This is a genomic window from Bartonella sp. AC10YNML (assembly GCF_042196825.1).
Lineage (GTDB): Bacteria > Pseudomonadota > Alphaproteobacteria > Rhizobiales > Rhizobiaceae > Bartonella.
In genome coordinates, this window is record NZ_JBHIRA010000003.1 from 101,523 (window position 1) to 117,639 (window position 16,117).

The 16,117-nt window shown below is 36.6% G+C and carries 13 protein-coding genes and 4 pseudogenes; 3 read left to right on the plus strand and 14 right to left on the minus strand.

Going from position 1 to position 16,117, the window contains the following annotated elements; genetic code table 11:
* A pseudogene (locus ACFINA_RS02775) lies at window positions 1-357 on the plus strand (hypothetical protein); the annotation flags it as partial.
* An 86-nt stretch (window positions 358-443) separates the two neighbouring features.
* Window positions 444-1,166 (plus strand): hypothetical protein, encoded by a 723-nt coding sequence (locus tag ACFINA_RS02780; protein ID WP_375615024.1) that lies wholly within the window; start codon window positions 444-446, stop codon window positions 1,164-1,166.
* Window positions 1,167-1,542: 376 nt separating this feature from the next.
* Here the strand turns inward: ACFINA_RS02780 and ACFINA_RS02785 are convergent.
* The 14 genes and pseudogenes from ACFINA_RS02785 to ACFINA_RS02850 form a co-directional block, all read right to left on the minus strand.
* Window positions 1,543-2,204 (minus strand): annotated as a pseudogene (locus ACFINA_RS02785) (inositol monophosphatase family protein); the annotation flags it as partial.
* Between the two features lie 8 nt (window positions 2,205-2,212).
* The gene (locus ACFINA_RS02790) at window positions 2,213-3,004 is read right to left on the minus strand and encodes an inositol monophosphatase family protein (protein ID WP_375615025.1); all 792 of its coding nucleotides are present in this window, start codon (window positions 3,002-3,004) and stop codon (window positions 2,213-2,215) included.
* An 11-nt stretch (window positions 3,005-3,015) separates the two neighbouring features.
* Window positions 3,016-3,591, minus strand: a complete 576-nt coding sequence (efp, locus tag ACFINA_RS02795; protein ID WP_375606557.1) for an elongation factor P — start codon at window positions 3,589-3,591, stop codon at window positions 3,016-3,018.
* Between the two features lie 462 nt (window positions 3,592-4,053).
* Window positions 4,054-4,407, minus strand: coding sequence for a helix-turn-helix domain-containing protein (locus ACFINA_RS02800; protein WP_375615026.1), 354 nt, complete (start codon window positions 4,405-4,407; stop codon window positions 4,054-4,056).
* Between the two features lie 370 nt (window positions 4,408-4,777).
* A pseudogene (locus ACFINA_RS02805) lies at window positions 4,778-5,128 on the minus strand (helix-turn-helix domain-containing protein).
* Window positions 5,089-5,271 (minus strand): hypothetical protein, encoded by a 183-nt coding sequence (locus ACFINA_RS02810; RefSeq protein ID WP_375606555.1) that lies wholly within the window; start codon window positions 5,269-5,271, stop codon window positions 5,089-5,091. The pseudogene ACFINA_RS02805 and the gene ACFINA_RS02810 overlap by 40 nt, the downstream one beginning before the upstream one ends.
* Window positions 5,272-5,467: 196 nt before the next feature.
* Window positions 5,468-5,866, minus strand: coding sequence for a hypothetical protein (locus tag ACFINA_RS02815; RefSeq protein WP_375606554.1), 399 nt, complete (start codon window positions 5,864-5,866; stop codon window positions 5,468-5,470).
* A 627-nt stretch (window positions 5,867-6,493) separates the two neighbouring features.
* Window positions 6,494-6,862, minus strand: a pseudogene (locus ACFINA_RS02820) (helix-turn-helix domain-containing protein).
* Between the two features lie 606 nt (window positions 6,863-7,468).
* Window positions 7,469-8,512: a tetratricopeptide repeat protein gene (locus ACFINA_RS02825; RefSeq protein ID WP_375615027.1), complete on the minus strand. Its 1,044-nt coding sequence runs from the start codon at window positions 8,510-8,512 to the stop codon at window positions 7,469-7,471.
* Window positions 8,513-9,803: 1,291 nt separating this feature from the next.
* A complete protein-coding gene (locus ACFINA_RS02830; RefSeq protein ID WP_375606552.1) occupies window positions 9,804-10,202 on the minus strand; it encodes a hypothetical protein in 399 nt (132 codons plus the stop codon).
* Between the two features lie 633 nt (window positions 10,203-10,835).
* A complete protein-coding gene (locus tag ACFINA_RS02835) occupies window positions 10,836-11,240 on the minus strand; it encodes a helix-turn-helix domain-containing protein (RefSeq protein ID WP_375615028.1) in 405 nt (134 codons plus the stop codon).
* Between the two features lie 341 nt (window positions 11,241-11,581).
* Window positions 11,582-11,983 carry a helix-turn-helix domain-containing protein gene (locus ACFINA_RS02840; RefSeq protein ID WP_375615029.1) on the minus strand — a complete coding sequence of 134 codons (402 nt, stop codon included), beginning with the start codon at window positions 11,981-11,983 and terminating at the stop codon, window positions 11,582-11,584.
* 722 nt (window positions 11,984-12,705) lie between these two features.
* Window positions 12,706-13,332, minus strand: a complete 627-nt coding sequence (locus ACFINA_RS02845; RefSeq protein ID WP_375615030.1) for a hypothetical protein — start codon at window positions 13,330-13,332, stop codon at window positions 12,706-12,708.
* 615 nt (window positions 13,333-13,947) lie between these two features.
* Window positions 13,948-14,610 carry a thiamine phosphate synthase gene (locus ACFINA_RS02850; RefSeq protein WP_375606546.1) on the minus strand — a complete coding sequence of 221 codons (663 nt, stop codon included), beginning with the start codon at window positions 14,608-14,610 and terminating at the stop codon, window positions 13,948-13,950.
* Window positions 14,611-14,974: 364 nt separating this feature from the next.
* Here ACFINA_RS02850 and ACFINA_RS02855 point away from each other — a divergent pair, with 364 nt between their 5' ends.
* A complete protein-coding gene (locus tag ACFINA_RS02855) occupies window positions 14,975-16,117 on the plus strand; it encodes an OpgC family protein (protein ID WP_375615031.1) in 1,143 nt (380 codons plus the stop codon).

The following is a 16,117-nucleotide window of genomic DNA, read 5'->3' on the forward strand; positions in this document are numbered from 1 at the left end:
CTTCAATTGACTGAACAACTTGAGCAAAAAGAGCAAGAGTGCGCTGGACATAAAGATATTATTGCACAAGGGGAACAAAGACTTTTTGCAAAAACTCAAAAAATATCGCAGGAATGGTTGAAACAATGGGATGAGGGAGTAAGGTTATGGGAAAGAGACGCACTGGGGATAAAAAATCCTAGGGAAGATATGAAATTCAGTGGAGATCGGCTTCCATTGGTAAAGGATATTTGTGTTCGAGGGGATCACAAAGTGCGTTTCTTGTACAAGCAAGCACTTGGAAAAAAACTTACTGATGAACATTACAAAAAAATATGTAGTCTCTTGGATACCTCGTATTTTAGGAAATTTTTTTAAAAGCAGTGCGATTAATGAGCAAGAACGGAATAACTCTGCAAAAGTTTGTAGATCCTCTTACGAACAAAAAACGGAGTCAACCTACGATGTTATTACTTCATTGGTGGTTATATGTTCTTGATGATATGATTATAGCTGAATGCAAACAGCACCAAAAGAAAAACTTTACAGGGGAGGATGAAAAGAAAAAATTTACAGATACTTTGTGGGACAACATATCTATGAGTACAGAACACAAAGAGATAGAGAAAATGCTAAACCTTTCGGAATCTTGGTCTGGTGAGTGTACTTTATTATTATATTGTAAAAAGAATGTGTTGTCGTTGTTGTGTGATATTTCCAGTGATTATAAGGCGGCAAGAGAAACTTTCATTTACTATAAGAAGCTTATTAAAACAGTGAAAAAGGGCTATGTTGCTTTTGATAATGGTTGCCATTCTGTCACAGTTAGAGATGTAATCAATACTTGTAAAGAGAATGACACAAATAGAGCAAAAAATCTTTCCATTTTTGAAGGGAATCCAACATTTGAAGAAGTTTACAAATTAGGCGTTAAAGAGTGGATGAAATCATCAAATGAGACATGCGATAACCGGTTGATCTTTTGGGAGAAGCTTTTTGAGGAAAAAAAGTTAAAAGAAAAATTAAAAATTATCTTTGGAGATGAGAAGGTAAAGGCGCTGAAAGAGGCTGTTGAAAAAGATAAAGAGCAGCTTGCAAGTGAAATGCAGAAAGCAATTTTGGAAAACAAAGATTCTCATTATTATAAATGTCGTCAGCAGTTGATAAACTATTTGCAAAACGGTTGAATAAGGGGGGATAAATCAGTGGTTTTTCTGAAATCTCTGCTATTATGCAGTGGTGGAAAAGAGTGAAAACTCTTAAGCATATGCGGCAGCTTTTATGAGAGAGGAAAGATTTTTAGATCAATGGATGGCGCACTGTAAAGAGCATATATTGAGGAGGAAATGGACTGTGTTTTTGCCTCAGGTGCAATAATTGCTTTTGTGGGGGCTTATAGCAAGTACATTTTTTGTTCGTGGTGATGTTTTTTGTCACTATCTCATTCGCGAGTTTCTATCGTTTTCTGTAAGAAAATTAAAAACTCTCTCTTCATGTGGTTTTTTAAGATTCTAAGGGTTTTGTAAAAAACTGTAAGAATTAAATGCCTTTTTTGAGGGTTTTTTATAGTTTAATGCGAATGTGTTTATTGCCGGCAATGATATTTTTTTTGCGAAATATATCGCTACCGCCTTCTTTATCGGTGACAAAACCACCGGTTTTGCGAACCATCAGTATTCCAGCAGCCATATCCCAAATTTGCAAGTTATCTTCCCAAAAGCCATCGGTTCTGCCAGAAGCAACATAAGCTAAATCAAGAGCAGCAGCACCAAAACGGCGAAGTCCGGCAACTTCCATCATCACATTACGTAATTCAATAAGATAGGTTCCATGACCTGGTCGACCAAAATGAGGCATACCTGTGGCAATGACACAATCTTCTAGTCTGCGTCGAGCAGAAACGCGACAGCGCCGGTCGTTAAAAAAAGCACCACACCCACGTTCTGCGGTGAAGAGTTCATCACTCACGGGATTGTAAATGACACCAGCAACGATTTTTCCTTGGCTTTCTAAAGCAATGGAAACAGCAAAAAAAGGAATGCCATGGAGAAAATTTGTAGTACCATCTAAAGGATCAACAATAAAACGATGTTGTGAATCTTCGCCAATGATTTCCTCAGACTCTTCCATCAGAAAACCAAATTTGGGGTGTGCTTTGCTTCATTCATTGATAATATTGTTTCCGCTTTGCGATCTGCTTGGCTGAGGTAATCTGTTGGATTTTTTTTAAGGCTTAAATGCCTTTTTTGAGAACTCTTTCTAATTTTAGGCGAATGTGTTCATTGCCGGCGATAATATTTTTTTTACGGAATATATTGTTGCCGCCTTCTTTATCAGTGACAAAACCACCGGCTTCACGAACCATCAGTATTCCAGCAGCCATATCCCAAATTTGCAGGTTATCTTCCCAAAAGCCATCGGTTCGGCCAGAAGCAACATAAGCTAAATCAAGAGCAGCAGCGCCAAAACGGCGCAATCCAGCGACTTCCATCATCACATTACGTAATTCAATAAGATAGGTTCCATGACCTGGTCGACCAAAATGAGGCATGCCTGTGGCAATGACACAATCTTCTAGTCTGCGTCGAGCAGAAACGCGACAGCGCCGGTCGTTAAAAAAAGCACCACACCCACGTTCTGCGGTGAAGAGTTCATCACTCACGGGATTGTAAATGACACCAGCAACGATTTTTCCTTGGCTTTCTAAAGCAATGGAAACAGCAAAAAAAGGAATGCCATGGAGAAAATTTGTAGTACCATCTAAAGGATCAACAATAAAACGATGTTGTGAATCTTCGCCAATGATTTCCTCAGACTCTTCCATCAGAAAACCAAATTTGGGGCGTGCTTTGCTTAGTTCATTGAAAATAATTTTTTCCGCTTTGCGATCTGCTTGGCTGACATAATCTGCAGGTCCTTTCAAAGACACTTGCAAATTTTGCACTTCACCGTAATCACGTACCAACGAGCGTCCTGCTTTCATTGCAGCTTGCACCATGACATTCATGACTGCAGAATGGGCCATTGTTTATTCCTTTATTTATCTTTTTCATTTGCACGACGCAAATAAATCAACTCATTGGTGTCTACAATGATACGTTCACCAGCATTCATAAAGGGAGGAACAAGAATCCGAATCCCATTTTCAAGAATAGCGGGTTTATAAGAAGCTGTAACTGTTTGTCCTTTAAGTGCAGGATCGGCTTCAGCAATCGTGACAGCAACCTGATCAGGAAGTGAGATGCCGATAGGCTTTTCTTGATAAAGTTCAACTGTAACAGTCATCCCATCTTGGAGAAAAGCGGCACGTTCACCAACAAAATCCTTTTGGAGTTCAAGTTGTTCATAAGATTCTGAATCCATAAAGACCAAAGCATCCCCTTGTTGATAAAGAAAGGTGAAATCTTTTTGTTCAAGGCGCACGCGTTCAACTGTCTCAGCAGCACGAAATCGTTCATTAAGTTTTGTACCATCAATCAAATTTTTCATTTCAACTTGGTTAAATGCACCACCTTTTCCTGGTTTTACAGCGTTACATTTAACAGCAACCCATAAGCTCCCTTGATGTTCGATCACATTACCAGGACGAATTTCATTGCCATTAATTTTCATCGTTTCTATCCAATTCTATTCTTGCAAAAAGAACTCTCTTGTTGTCTTTATGGCACTTTTCTTTGCTGCCTTTAACAGTCAAGCTCTTTTTTTATTTTCGGGTTTACCCCCCCCTTGTTAGCCTTGCGGCTCTCTCCATAATCCTTGTATGCTCTTCATTGTCTTTGCTTATGGGCGTTGCAGAAAAAAGTACAAAAGGACCTTTATGTATTTTTGCTTTTCAGTTCTTTGCAAGACCATAAAAAGTGCTCAGACGCAAGCTTTTTAAAAATTTACACAAACATTTTTTGGGATTTTGGGAAAATTTATCCCGTTTTATTGTAAAATATCATCATTGATGGCAATAATATAAGTTCCGTAAACATGAGGTATTTTTAATTGAGAGCATGTGAATACGGAGTTTATTATAGTGCCTCATGGGATAGAGCGTGGTGTGCGCTATCGTGTGATGTAGCTTGCATTTTAATCAGAGATCAGCTGTAAAATGGCTTTCTGTTTTATCGTGGTAAGAACTCTAAATTTTTTGAGCAGAAGATATTCCTCTGTACTTGATATAACTTCATCATAAGGGTACGGAGGCTGTGGTTTTGTTAAGATATCCGCATAGAAAAAGGAAACTGGAACATTGAGGATATCGGCAATTTCTTTTAAACGCCCTGCGCTGACACGATTTAAGCCGTTTTCATATTTCTGGATTTGTTGGAAGGTGACACCTAAATGTTGACCTAATGTTTTTTGAGATATCTTCAACATTTTTCGTTTCAAACGAATCTTTTTGCCAATGAAAATGTCAATATTAAGATTTTTGGCTTGCATTTTAAAGCCCCCTCCGAGTGCGAGCGCCCTCGCATGAGTATTCCGGGAGTCTAAAAACACTGAACTCAAATCAGCATTTTGCTTTTAGTGCTGAAAGCACTTGGACATAGCAAAATCTCCCGGAATTCCGGGATACCCGCAAAGCGGGGTCAATTCATGTTTGAGTTTTCGGGTTTTTAGATCCCTATTGGTCGTTGCGTATGCGACCAAAACACTTTTCAAGTCATAAAGTAATTTCGGGGGATTAGCAATAAAAATAGTTTTTTAATAAGAGTCGGCGTGTTTTTCGTCCAAGCAAAAAATGCCTAGGGGGGGCTGTTTTGTAAAATACGCATGAATGCTTATGAACAGAATGCATTATCACATAATGTTAGCGTATCTGCTCATCAGAGAGCAGCTGTAAAATGGCTCTTTGTTTTATCGAGGTTAGAACTCTAAATCTTTTGAGCAGCAGGTATTCTTTTGTACTTGATGCGATTTCATCATGAGAGTACGGGGGCAGTTGTTTTGTTAAGATATCAGCATAGAAAAAGAGAAGTGGAACATTTGAGATAGCGGCAATTTATTTTAAACGCCCTATGCTGACACGATTTAATCCGTTTTCATATTTCTGGATTTGTTGGAAAGTGGCACCTAAATGTTGACCTAATGTTTTTTGAGACATTTTAAGCATTTTTCGTCTCAAACGAATTTTTTTGCCAATGAATTTGCCACTGAAAATGTCGTTATAAGGATTTTTACCAAGACCCTAGAAAATGCTACACGGGATATAGAAAACTCTTCAGCTGCTTCAATCACAGATAGTCCAAGTTTTGCATTTACATCTTCGCGTAACAATTCGCTAGGGTGTGGGGCATTTTTCATTATTTTTAGTATTCTTCTTTTCTTAAATCTTAAAGCTATAATTTACACTATTTTGTATTGTCACAATCTATAATAAAATTTATCCACTCTGGCTAGAATGAGGGTTTTTATTGAGATGCAAATCTCTTTGCCTTTCGCAAGAGCTTTTAAGTCTTTACGTGTAAAATATAGAGAATGTTTACATTAAATAGCGGGTTCATTTGGGCTGAGTACTTATATGAGCACGTAGTTCTCCGTTCACACTATACTGAAAAAGAGACACTATAGTGCTACTATTTAATTTTACTCTATACCTCAAATTCACACCCATGTTTTGTTGCTTTTGAGGTTGATCTGTATAGATCACATTATATCCATTCCGTCGCAACAGATTGATAAATAAAGGAGTAAAGTTGTCTGCTGTATTATTTTTCTTTATAAGAAATGTGGTTGTAGCTGGTGGTAGAGGTCTCTTGATATAGCTAATAAATTTGTTAGCAACTAATTGTGCCTGACGCTTTGTAAGACTTTGATCAACATAATTTGATGAATAATTGCCTACAGATGCGCAACCAGCCACCAACACAACCGGTGACAGCAATAAATATTTTAACATCTTTAATTCCCCTTACTTATTGTTGCTCTTTATTTGCGAAGCTCCTCTTCCAGAAATAAGAGCAACTTTACTTATAGCCATTAACAACATATCGGTATCTAATCAATAGGTTAATTAATCAATGAATAGTGGTTTCAGCTGTAAAGGCTGCTTGAAGTGCTTCTGGTGGCGTATATTTTAATAAACTGCTGCTTTTAGTGATTATGATAAAAAAGCAATTTTTTGCGTTTGCATGTTAAGATCATGTCCTCTATCTATAAAATGATGCGTTAGGTTCTGTTTCAGATCGACCAAAAAAATTTTCAAGCATTGCTTTTTGAGGGCTATCTTTTTTTTAATACGTATGAATGCTTATTCTGTTTTCTGTAAAATACTATCGTTTGAGGTGTGGTGTTTGTAAGGCATCAAATTTTGTACATGTGATGTTTTTATGAGAGTATGTGGTGAATATTTGAGGGAGAGCTTGTCCGGATAATCTTGTGAAATGAACCACATAAAATGGGAAGCTAAAAGAGTTCTGTTCTGAGAAGACGGATTGTTTCCCAACTGGATAGGGAAGGGGCTTCTGTCCTTTGAGGGGTGGGAGGCAAGTTAAGAACAGAGAGTGTAGCGCCCTATATTATGATGTTAAAAGCTTTCATTTTGATCAGAGAGTAATTGTAAAATGGCTCTTTGTTTTATCGAGGTTAGGACTCTAAATTTTTTGAGCAGCAGGTATTCTTTTGTACTTGATACGATTTCATCATGAGAGTACGGGGGCAGTTGTTTTGTTAAGATATCAGCATAGAAAAAGAGAAGTGGAACATTTGAGATAGCGGCAATTTATTTTAAACGCCCTGCGCTGACACGATTTAAGCCGTTTTCATATTTCTGGATTTGTTGGAAGGTGACACCTAAATGTTGACCTAATGTTTTTTGAGACATTTTCAACATTTTTCGTTTCAAACGAATTTTTTTGCCAATGAAAATGTCATTATCAAGATTTTTGGCTCGCATTTTAAAGCCCCCTCCGAGTGCGAGCGCCCTCGCATAAGTATTCCGGGAGCTTGAAAATACTGAATCCGAATCAGCCTTTTTGCTTTTAGTGCTGAAAGCACTTGGACATAGCAAAAACTCCGGGAATTCCGGGATACCCAAAAAGTGGGTTCATTTTTATGTATCGGACCTTAGGGTTTTTAATCCCCGTTGATCGTTGCGTATGCGACCAAAACACTTTTCAAGTCATAAAGTAATTTCGGGGGATTAGCAATAAAAATAGTTTTTTAATAAGAGTCGGCGTGTTTTTCATCCAAGCAAAAAGAATGAAAAAATAGAGCTTTCGGAATTTTCGGAATAGCCTAGCTCTTTTGCTTATTGGATATCGTTTGCTTAAGCAAATGTTACCAGTGCGTTTTCTTTACCAATGAAAATGTCGTTATCAGGATTTTTGGCTCGCATTTTAAAGCCTCCTCCGAGTGCGAGCACCCTCGCATGAGTATTCTGGAAGTCTAAAACACTGAACTCAAATCAGCCATTTTGCTTTTAGTGCTGAGAGCACCTAGACAGTGCAAAAACTCCCGGAATTTCTATAAATTTTGTCTTTTTGCAGCAGAGAGGAGTATTTTAAAAAACAGGAAGGAGCTTTATTGCTTCTTTGTGCGCTTTTTCTAGTTGTGTTTTGTCCATGCCTTGGAGCATTATTTCAAGATCAGGGGCTTGCATTTTTGCTTCCTTTGCGAGCATATACCATGCTGCTGCCATGATTATATCGCCTTTTGTTCCTGTGCCATCTCGATAAAGTCTTGCAAGGGAAATTTGTGCCGGCGCAATCATGTTGACGGCATTTCTTTGAAGTAAATGAAAAGCACGGTGAAAATCTGTTTCTCCTCCACGTCCCTGTACAAGCCATTGCGCTAAAAGAAGTTGAGCTTCTAAGTGGTTGTTTTGAGCCGCTACCTCTATGAGCTTACGGGCATTATGATCATCCTTTGGTCGATTTAATGTGCCTAAAGACAGAATTTTGGCAGCAGAAACAGCAGCTTCAGCATCCCCAAGAGCAGCACCTTTTAAGTACCATTTTAAGGCTTGCTCTATTGCTTCATTTTCACGACTTTGGGAAGAAACACCAGGGAGAGCTTGTTTTTCACGTGAGGCTTTATAAAGAAGCAGTTGTCCATAATAAAAATAGGCTTCCTTGACGCCTGCATTGACAGCTTTTCGAATAAACTGTTCACCAAGATCTTGATTTTGTTTCATAAAATGACCATCAAACAACATAAGCCCATAGCGTAATTGTGCTTGAGGTTCCCCCTGTTTTGCTGCACGCTCAAACCATAAAGCAGCACGCGCACCGTCAACAGGAACAGCGCATCCTTCCATATAAATTCGGGCAAGAAGAGTTTGTGCAAAAGGATCATTTTTTTCAGCACGTCGGAGTGCTTCACGAAAAGCTTTTAAATAATAACCTTGAATGTAATAGTCATAGGCTTGGTCATAATCTCCAGCTTTTAAAGGCTGAAAAGGTTTTTGTGTGTTTGACGCATCTTGAACCGTATTGAAAGAACGTTCAAAACTTGAGAATTCTTCAGTATTTCCAGAAGAATTTACAACAGAATTTGCAAGCCCAATCATTCCTAAGATAAGCAGCTTAACGCTTCTCTTGATCATGGTGTTTTCTCCTCATTACCGAACAGAATTTTCACATTTTTCTTTCATCATATCAAGTATGAGCAAAGAATTATCTTGCGTAAAAATACTTATCTTCAAGGACATAAATTTATATTGCGGTTTTCTCTCCCGCATTAAAGTTGTAAAAGGCTGAAAAATCGCTCCCCATTTGAACAACAGCAAAAATTTCCATAGATCTCTGTCCACCACCTTGCTCATTGGAGATTACGAGGGTGAGAGTGTGGCTTTTTATCAGCTTTGCTACAATGACTTATTAAGTGAGAGGTTGTATATCTTGTTTTTGCCTAAAACACTGTTGTTTAGGACAGTGATATAAGGCGTAGTAAATTTACTATATCAAGTGTTTTGGGTAAGTGTGATAAATCTTCAAGGTAGCTTATCCATAAAACCCTATGAAGTGAACCGCATGAGGGATCAAGCAGTGAAAACTAGTCCTAAGAGACGCTGAACTTTTTACAGATCGGCAACTGTAGGAGCTTTTTTCCTTTGAGGAGTGAAAGGCAAGTATGTGCATATCATTGTTTATGAGAAAAACGACGATTTAGCATCCATTTTAAAAGTTTAAAAGCCCAATGGCTTTTTCAAGTTTAACGGAGGATATTTTTAAAGTGCTCCAATAACAGCCATAATTTTCTTTACACAAGCGCAAAGCATTGCAATAGCTGTTGTAAACTCTGTTCGTTCATCATAGCACCATAACAATTAGCAATGAAAACCACAAAACCTCCGAATTGTGGTATGCTAGAATTATGGTACACTAAATGAGAAGCAAAAAACGTTAAAAATATCCTATTTCTACAAAATTTCTTTTGAATAAACCACCGTGGATAAATTACATTGGAAACTATCCATTTTTTATTACTATGATATTTTAAAAGGTTCTTCTATTAGTGCAGTTGGACAGTGTTTTTTGCCATTGTCTTTCCTTTTATTTTTAAAAAACTCATTTTTTGCAAACAGCGGACTATTCAACTGCTTGAATCACTAAATAAACTAAGTTTTGCACTTAAATCTTCGCACAATAATTCACTAGAGTGTGGAGGATTTTTCATTATTTTTTAATACTCTTCTTTCCCTTATACTTAAACCTAAAGTCATAACTTATTTTCTCGTACGTATTGTTTCTCATATCGTGATGAAATACAGAAAAATTTGTTCACTCTGGCTAAAAAACAAGAGTTTTTATTGAGGTGCAAATCTCTTTTCTTTAACAAGAGTTTTTAAGTCTTTACGTGTAAAATATAGAGAATGTTTACATAAAATAGCGGGTTCATTTGGGCTGAGTACTTATATGAGCACGTAGTTCTCCGTTCACGTTATACTGAAAAAGAGACACTATAGTGCTACTATTTAATCTTATTCTATACCTCAAATTCACACCCATGTTTTGTTGCTTTTGAGGTTGATCTGTATAGATCACATTATATCCATTTTGTCGCAACAGATTGATAAATACAGGAGTAAAGTTGTCTGCTGTATTATTTTTCTTTATAAGAAGTGTGGTTGTAGCGGGTGGTAGAGGTCTCTTGATATCGCTAATAAATTTGTTAGCGACTAATTGTGCCTGACGCTTTGTAAGACTTTGATCAACATAATTTGATGAATAACTCCCTACAGATGCGCAACCAGCCACCAACACAACAGGTGACAGCAATAAATATTTTAACATCTTAATTCCCCTTATTTATTATTGCTCTTTTTTGCGAAGCTTCTACACCAGAAATAAGAGCAACTTTGCTTATAATTTTACTAGCAACATGTTAGTTTTCACTCAAGCGGTAATTCATCAATAAATAATGGTTTCAGCCTTAACTTAAGGCTTCTTGTAGTGCCTCTTGCAGCGCCTATTTTAAATAAACTTTTGCTTTTAGTGATTGCGATAAAAAAGCAATCTTTTGCATCTACATGTTAAGATTACATCCTTCATCATCCTTATAAAATGATGCGTATACTGCTCCAGATCAACCAAATAAATTTTCAAGCATTGCTTTTGAGGGGCGCTTTTTGAAAAATACACATGAGTGCTTATCCTGTTGTACTATAAAATGCTATTGTTCGAGCTGTAGTACTGTAAGGCATAAAACTTTTCCCATACAGTATTTTTATGAAAGTGTGTGGTAAATATTCAAAAGAGGGCTTGTCCATACAATCTTGTGAAACGAACCATATGAAATGGGAAGCTAAGAAGAAGCAGTTCTTGAGAAACAGGATTGTTTACCAACCGGATAGGAAAGGGATTTTCGTCCTTTGAAGTGTGGAAAGAAAGCCAAGAACAGAGAGTATAGTGCTCTGTATCATGATGTTAAAAGTTCTCATTCCGATCAGCGAGTAACTGTAAAATGGCTTTCTGTTTTATCGAGGTTAGAACTCTAAATCTTTTGAGTAGCAGATATTCTTCTGTGCTTGATGCGATTTCATCATGAAGGTATGGGGGCTGTTGTTTTGTTAAGATATCCGCATAAAAAAAGGCAATGGGAACATCCAAGATATCAGAAATTTTCTTTAGGCGCCCTGCGCTGATACGATTTAAGCCGTTTTCATATTTCTGGATTTGTTGGAAAGTAACACCTAAGTGCTGACCTAATGTTTTTTGAGACATCTTCAACATTTTTCGTCTCAAACGAATTTTTTTGCCAATGAAAATGTCGTTATCAAGATCTCTGGTTTGCATTTTAAAGCCCCCCGCCGGTCGCGAGCGCCCTCGCATGAGTATTCCGGGAGCTTGAAAATACTGAGTTCTAGTCAGCCTTTTTGCTTTTAGTGCTGAGAGCACCTGGACATAGCAAAAACTCCCGGAATTCCGGGATACCCACAAAGTGGGTTCATCTTTACGCTAGAACTTAGGGTTTTCAAGGCCCCTTTTGGTCGTTGCGTATGCGACCAAAACATCTTTTAATTCATAAAGTAATTTCAAGAAATTTACAATAAAAATTAAAATAGTGTCTCTTAACGTGTCGTTTCTTAAAACAGAGAGGTGGTATGTTTTGCCTTCAAGCAATAAAGTATTCACAAAGGGGGATTATGAATAGCGCATGCTATCGCGTGATATTAGCTTGCATTCTCATCAGAGATCAGCTGTAAAAAAGCTTTCTTTTTTACCGTTGGTAAAACTCTAAATCTTTTGAGTAGCAGATATTCTTCTGTGCTTGATGCGATTTCATCATGAAGATATGGGGGCTGTTGTTTTGTGATGATATCCGCATAAAAAAAGGCAATGGGAACATCCAAGATATCAGAAATTCTCTTTAATCGTCCTGCACTGACACGATTTAAGCCGTTTTCATATTTCTGGATTTGTTGGAAAGTGACACCTAAGTGCTGACCTAATGTTTTTTGAGACATCTTCAACATTTTTCGTCTCAAACGAATTTTTTTGCCAATGAAAATGTCGTTATCAAGATCTCTGGTTTGCATTTTAAAGCCCCCCGCCGGTCGCGAGCGCCCTCGCATGAGTATTCCGGGAGCTTGAAAGTACTGAAATCTAATCAGCTTTTTTTGCTTTTAGTGCTTAAAACACCTGGACATAGCAAAAACTCCCGGAATTCCGGGATACCCACAAAGTGGGGTAAATTCATGTTTAGATTTTCGGGCTTTCAAGACCCTCTTGGTCGTTGCGTATGCGACCAAAACATCTTTTAATTCATAAAGTAATTTCAGGAAATTTACAATAAAAATTAAAATAGTGTTTTTCTCGTGAGAGGTATTGCGTTTTTCATCAAATCAAATGGAGTTAGGAAATTTACGGCGGGCGTGTACTACGGTTAAAATCTCAATTTATTTTGCAGCTACTCGATACAATATAAGATAATTTGGATGCGCTATGATTTCCCGCAATCTTAGCACTCTCTCACTTTGACAATATAGGTACGGATGCTCGGACAATGGTAGTATACAAGCTTCTTTTAAAATTGAAAAAATCTCTCCCATTTTAATATGCAAGAAGTTGTTTCAAACCCTTCCTAGGTGTTGTGTATGCGATAAAAAACATTTGCTCAATGATAAAGTGATTATAGGGGGAATAAAGTGATTTTAGGAGATTGCAGTAAAAATGAAAAAAGTTTTTGTAACTTACAGCTTTTTAATGAGAGGCGGAGAGCCTCTCATTAAAGCAAAGCATAGTTATTTTACTACTATAATTTTCACATCCTAATGACAATTAATGGTGCTTGATTTTACCGTAAGCGAGAGGATAATTCTTCCTGATATTCATATTGGCTTTTAAAACTAATATCAAAATTAAAACGATCTTTACAATTTTTCACAAAAGTCTCTCTTGCATGTACACAGCGTATAAAATTATCTCCTTTTTTTAATCCTAATATTGAGAAAGCTTCATTAAGCAAGTCGTCTCGTTGTTGCCACAAATCTTCTAAATTTTGTATAGGGCTTTCAAGATTTATGGGGAATGAAACCGCATTTTTTAATGTTCGCGCTAAAATACCATGATTTTGAAATGCATTATATGTCCTCTCTGCATATTTTTTAGCTATTAAAGATGGAATATCACTAGATATACCATTTCTAAGAATGACAATATTCTCTTTATTAATTATTTTTGAATAGCCCCTCCCACTGCATTTGTATTCTGTTGGTTCTCCTTCTTGTAAGTGAGCTTCACATGGTAACAGTAAAAACCCCTGTGTTTCATCCTCAAAAAGACCTAACATGCCATGTTTAAAAAGACTTTTCTCTATATAGAAAGGTGAAAATACGTTTTTAAAATAGTTACATTTCCAATAAAATCTTGAAACAAATGAATTATAAATATAGTAAAAATCAATATTTTTTGTATTTTTCATTTTCTCCCCTTTTTAATTTAAAAACTGTATTATACAGTTTTTTATTGATAAAATTTGTTGAATAATAATTTATGCAACAATAACTCATGTAATTACTGTTAATTACATTTACAATATCCCTTAATTAAAAATTATTTATTTTTATATTAAGTAATCTATAACTATTATTATTATTATTATTATTATTAATTATTATTATTAATTATTATTATTAATTATTATTATTAATTATTATTATTAATTATTGTTATTAATTATTGTTATTAATTATTGTTATTAATTATTGTTATTAATTATTGTTATTAATTATTGTTATTGTTAGTAACTAAAATCTCTAATTTAATTTGAGACAGTGTACTGTTTTTTTGAAAGTGCTTTGGTTTCTCCCTTATTTTTATCATTTTAAGTATCATCAGGGGGGGCGTTCCCCAAAAACACTTCTTCTACAGCAATGAATTCATATGTGGTGTTTAAGATTTTATCAAAGAGTGCAAAATTGCTTCCTGCTTGAACTATGGCAGGGATTTTCGTAGCTTTTGCTTATCGCTATGTTCACTGGATATTGCATGAGTGAGTGTGTGGGGTTTTATCAGCGGCTTATGTATGTCTCCTATATTACAAGGGGGTTTTCTCACATTTTTCTTGCATTGTTTTAAGCAGTATTAAGGGGTTGTCGTTCCCAAAAATGACTTCTTCTACAGCAATGAATTCACATCCAGTCTTTAAGGCTTCATCAAAGGTTGAAAAATCACTCCCCGCTTGCACAACAGCAGGGATTTCCATAATCTCTGCCCACCATGTTGCTAACTGGAGATTGCGGGGGTGAGCATGGGGTTTTTTATCAGCCCCTAATTTGCCAAAAAATAGATAATCAACACCTGTTTCCGCTGCAAGCATAGCACTATGGCGATTGCGTAAATTGCCAAAGCCTATGATTTTTTGTTCCTTTTGCTGATTTTTGAAGCTTTCAAGAGCGTTAAGATCATCTTCTATGTGCAATCCATCAGCCTTTATGCGCCCAGCAATGCGGCTGTCATCAGCGATGAGAAGGGCTGCGTCATGATGTTGAATATCTTCTGCGTAAATTTGCGCTTGTTGTTGTAAAAAAGAGCTATCATCTTTCAACTTTTCAGAATCATAGAGGATGACGCATGCAAAAGACTTTGTTTGTAAAATTTGCTGCAAAAATGTTTGTGGGGTGTTGCGCCGAACATCAAGTGTTAAAATCAACTGAGGGAAAAGAGGTGGATCAATTGGTTTATTTTTTTGTTGTGTCATGTCAAATCCCTGTTTCTTAGAAAAAATAACGCTTAAAAATTAAAGTTTCATTCTATTATGCTTATTTGCGATGAAAGTGACCACCATTTTCACGTAATTTAAAGGATTTGTGGGTGTGTGGAGGCCTGCTTATGAGAAATGAGAGTGTTTTTAAGCATAATATGTTGCCTTTTTGCTGTGATACACGTATGGACGCTTTTCGTTCTTTTGCCTTTAAAAAACTTTTGCCTTTTAAAAAATAAACGCTTAAAATGAAACTTGACACTTAAAAATTAAAATTTCATCCTGTTCATGCTTGTTGGCAATAAGGGTAAGCGCCATTTTATAGGACTTCAAGGGGTTTGCAACGTGTGGGAGTCCACTGATGAAATACCAAGGTATTCTTGAGCATAATACTCAACCTTTTCGCCGTGATACACGTATTGATGTTTTTCGTTCTTTAGCCTTATTGACGATTTTCATTAACCATATTCCCGGAACGATCTATGAGTCTTTTACTCATAGAAATTTCGGTTTTTCTGATTGTGCAGAAATATTTGTTTTGCTTTCAGGGGTTTCTCTGGGGTTAAGCTTTCATGCGCGGTTACAGCAAAAATCCTTTGCTTTTATTATCCGAAAACTTTGGTACAGAGCTCTGCAGCTCTATGGTGCATATCTTTTTACGACTTTTGTAACTTTAAGCCTTTTTTTAGGGGCATTTTTCTTATGGCGAACAGAAAAACTTTTATCAATGAACAATGTAGGACTCTTTTTTAAAGAGCCTGTTATCGCATTTTTGAGTACCTTAAGCTTTGGCCATCAATTGGGATATAATAATATTCTTCCTCTTTATATCGTTTTGATGTTTTTTGCGCCTTTTATCCTTTATTTGAGTTGTAAACAGACAAAATGGCTGCTTTTGGGCTCCTTTACACTGTATCTTATCTGCGGATTTTATAAAATTGCTCCTCCTTCTTATCCTTTAGAGGGAAAGTGGTTTTTAAATCCTTTGTCTTGGCAATTCTTATTTGTCATAGGATTGACCAGTACTTTAGCGCTTAAACAAGGAAAAAAAATCGCGTTTCAGTCTTTTTGGATTGTTTGTGCGGCAGCGTATCTCTTGTTGGCGCTGTTATGGGTTCGCTTAAACTGGTGGGGCATTTTGGGCTGGCTTGGCTGGTCTTCCCCGTTGATGAACTTTAATAAAACCTTTTTAAGCTTGCCACGTTTACTTCATGTTCTTGCATTAACCTTTCTCATTTTTTCTTTGCCACATGTCAATAAATGGTTTTATGTCTCTCTAAAACATCCTTTAGCAATTTTAGGAAAACATAGTTTACCGGTCTTTGTAACGGGAACCATTTTTGCGATGTTTGGACAAATTGTAAAAACAGTGATGACAGAAACGGTTTTTTCCGATACCTTCTTAATAATAACGGGTATTGCTTTGCAATTTGGAGTCGCTTATTATTGTGAAAAACGGCAATCTTGGCAGTGGTCCTTTTCAAGGAAACTAATCCGTTTATAG

Excerpts from the sequence above, each read along its gene's own strand:
- ACFINA_RS02810 (WP_375606555.1), bottom strand. The coding sequence starts at position 5,271 with ATGAAAAATGCCCCACACCCTAGCGAATTGTTACGCGAAGATGTAAAT.
- ACFINA_RS02840 (WP_375615029.1), bottom strand. The coding sequence starts at position 11,983 with ATGCGAGGGCGCTCGCGACCGGCGGGGGGCTTTAAAATGCAAACCAGA.
- ACFINA_RS02855 (WP_375615031.1), top strand. The coding sequence starts at position 14,975 with ATGAAATACCAAGGTATTCTTGAGCATAATACTCAACCTTTTCGCCGT.
- ACFINA_RS02815 (WP_375606554.1), bottom strand. The coding sequence starts at position 5,866 with ATGTTAAAATATTTATTGCTGTCACCGGTTGTGTTGGTGGCTGGTTGC.
- ACFINA_RS02800 (WP_375615026.1), bottom strand. The coding sequence starts at position 4,407 with ATGCAAGCCAAAAATCTTAATATTGACATTTTCATTGGCAAAAAGATT.
- ACFINA_RS02780 (WP_375615024.1), top strand. The coding sequence starts at position 444 with ATGTTATTACTTCATTGGTGGTTATATGTTCTTGATGATATGATTATA.
- ACFINA_RS02835 (WP_375615028.1), bottom strand. The coding sequence starts at position 11,240 with ATGCGAGGGCGCTCGCGACCGGCGGGGGGCTTTAAAATGCAAACCAGA.
- efp (WP_375606557.1), bottom strand. The coding sequence starts at position 3,591 with ATGAAAATTAATGGCAATGAAATTCGTCCTGGTAATGTGATCGAACAT.
- ACFINA_RS02845 (WP_375615030.1), bottom strand. The coding sequence starts at position 13,332 with ATGAAAAATACAAAAAATATTGATTTTTACTATATTTATAATTCATTT.
- ACFINA_RS02850 (WP_375606546.1), bottom strand. The coding sequence starts at position 14,610 with ATGACACAACAAAAAAATAAACCAATTGATCCACCTCTTTTCCCTCAG.
- ACFINA_RS02790 (WP_375615025.1), bottom strand. The coding sequence starts at position 3,004 with ATGGCCCATTCTGCAGTCATGAATGTCATGGTGCAAGCTGCAATGAAA.
- ACFINA_RS02825 (WP_375615027.1), bottom strand. The coding sequence starts at position 8,512 with ATGATCAAGAGAAGCGTTAAGCTGCTTATCTTAGGAATGATTGGGCTT.
- ACFINA_RS02830 (WP_375606552.1), bottom strand. The coding sequence starts at position 10,202 with ATGTTAAAATATTTATTGCTGTCACCTGTTGTGTTGGTGGCTGGTTGC.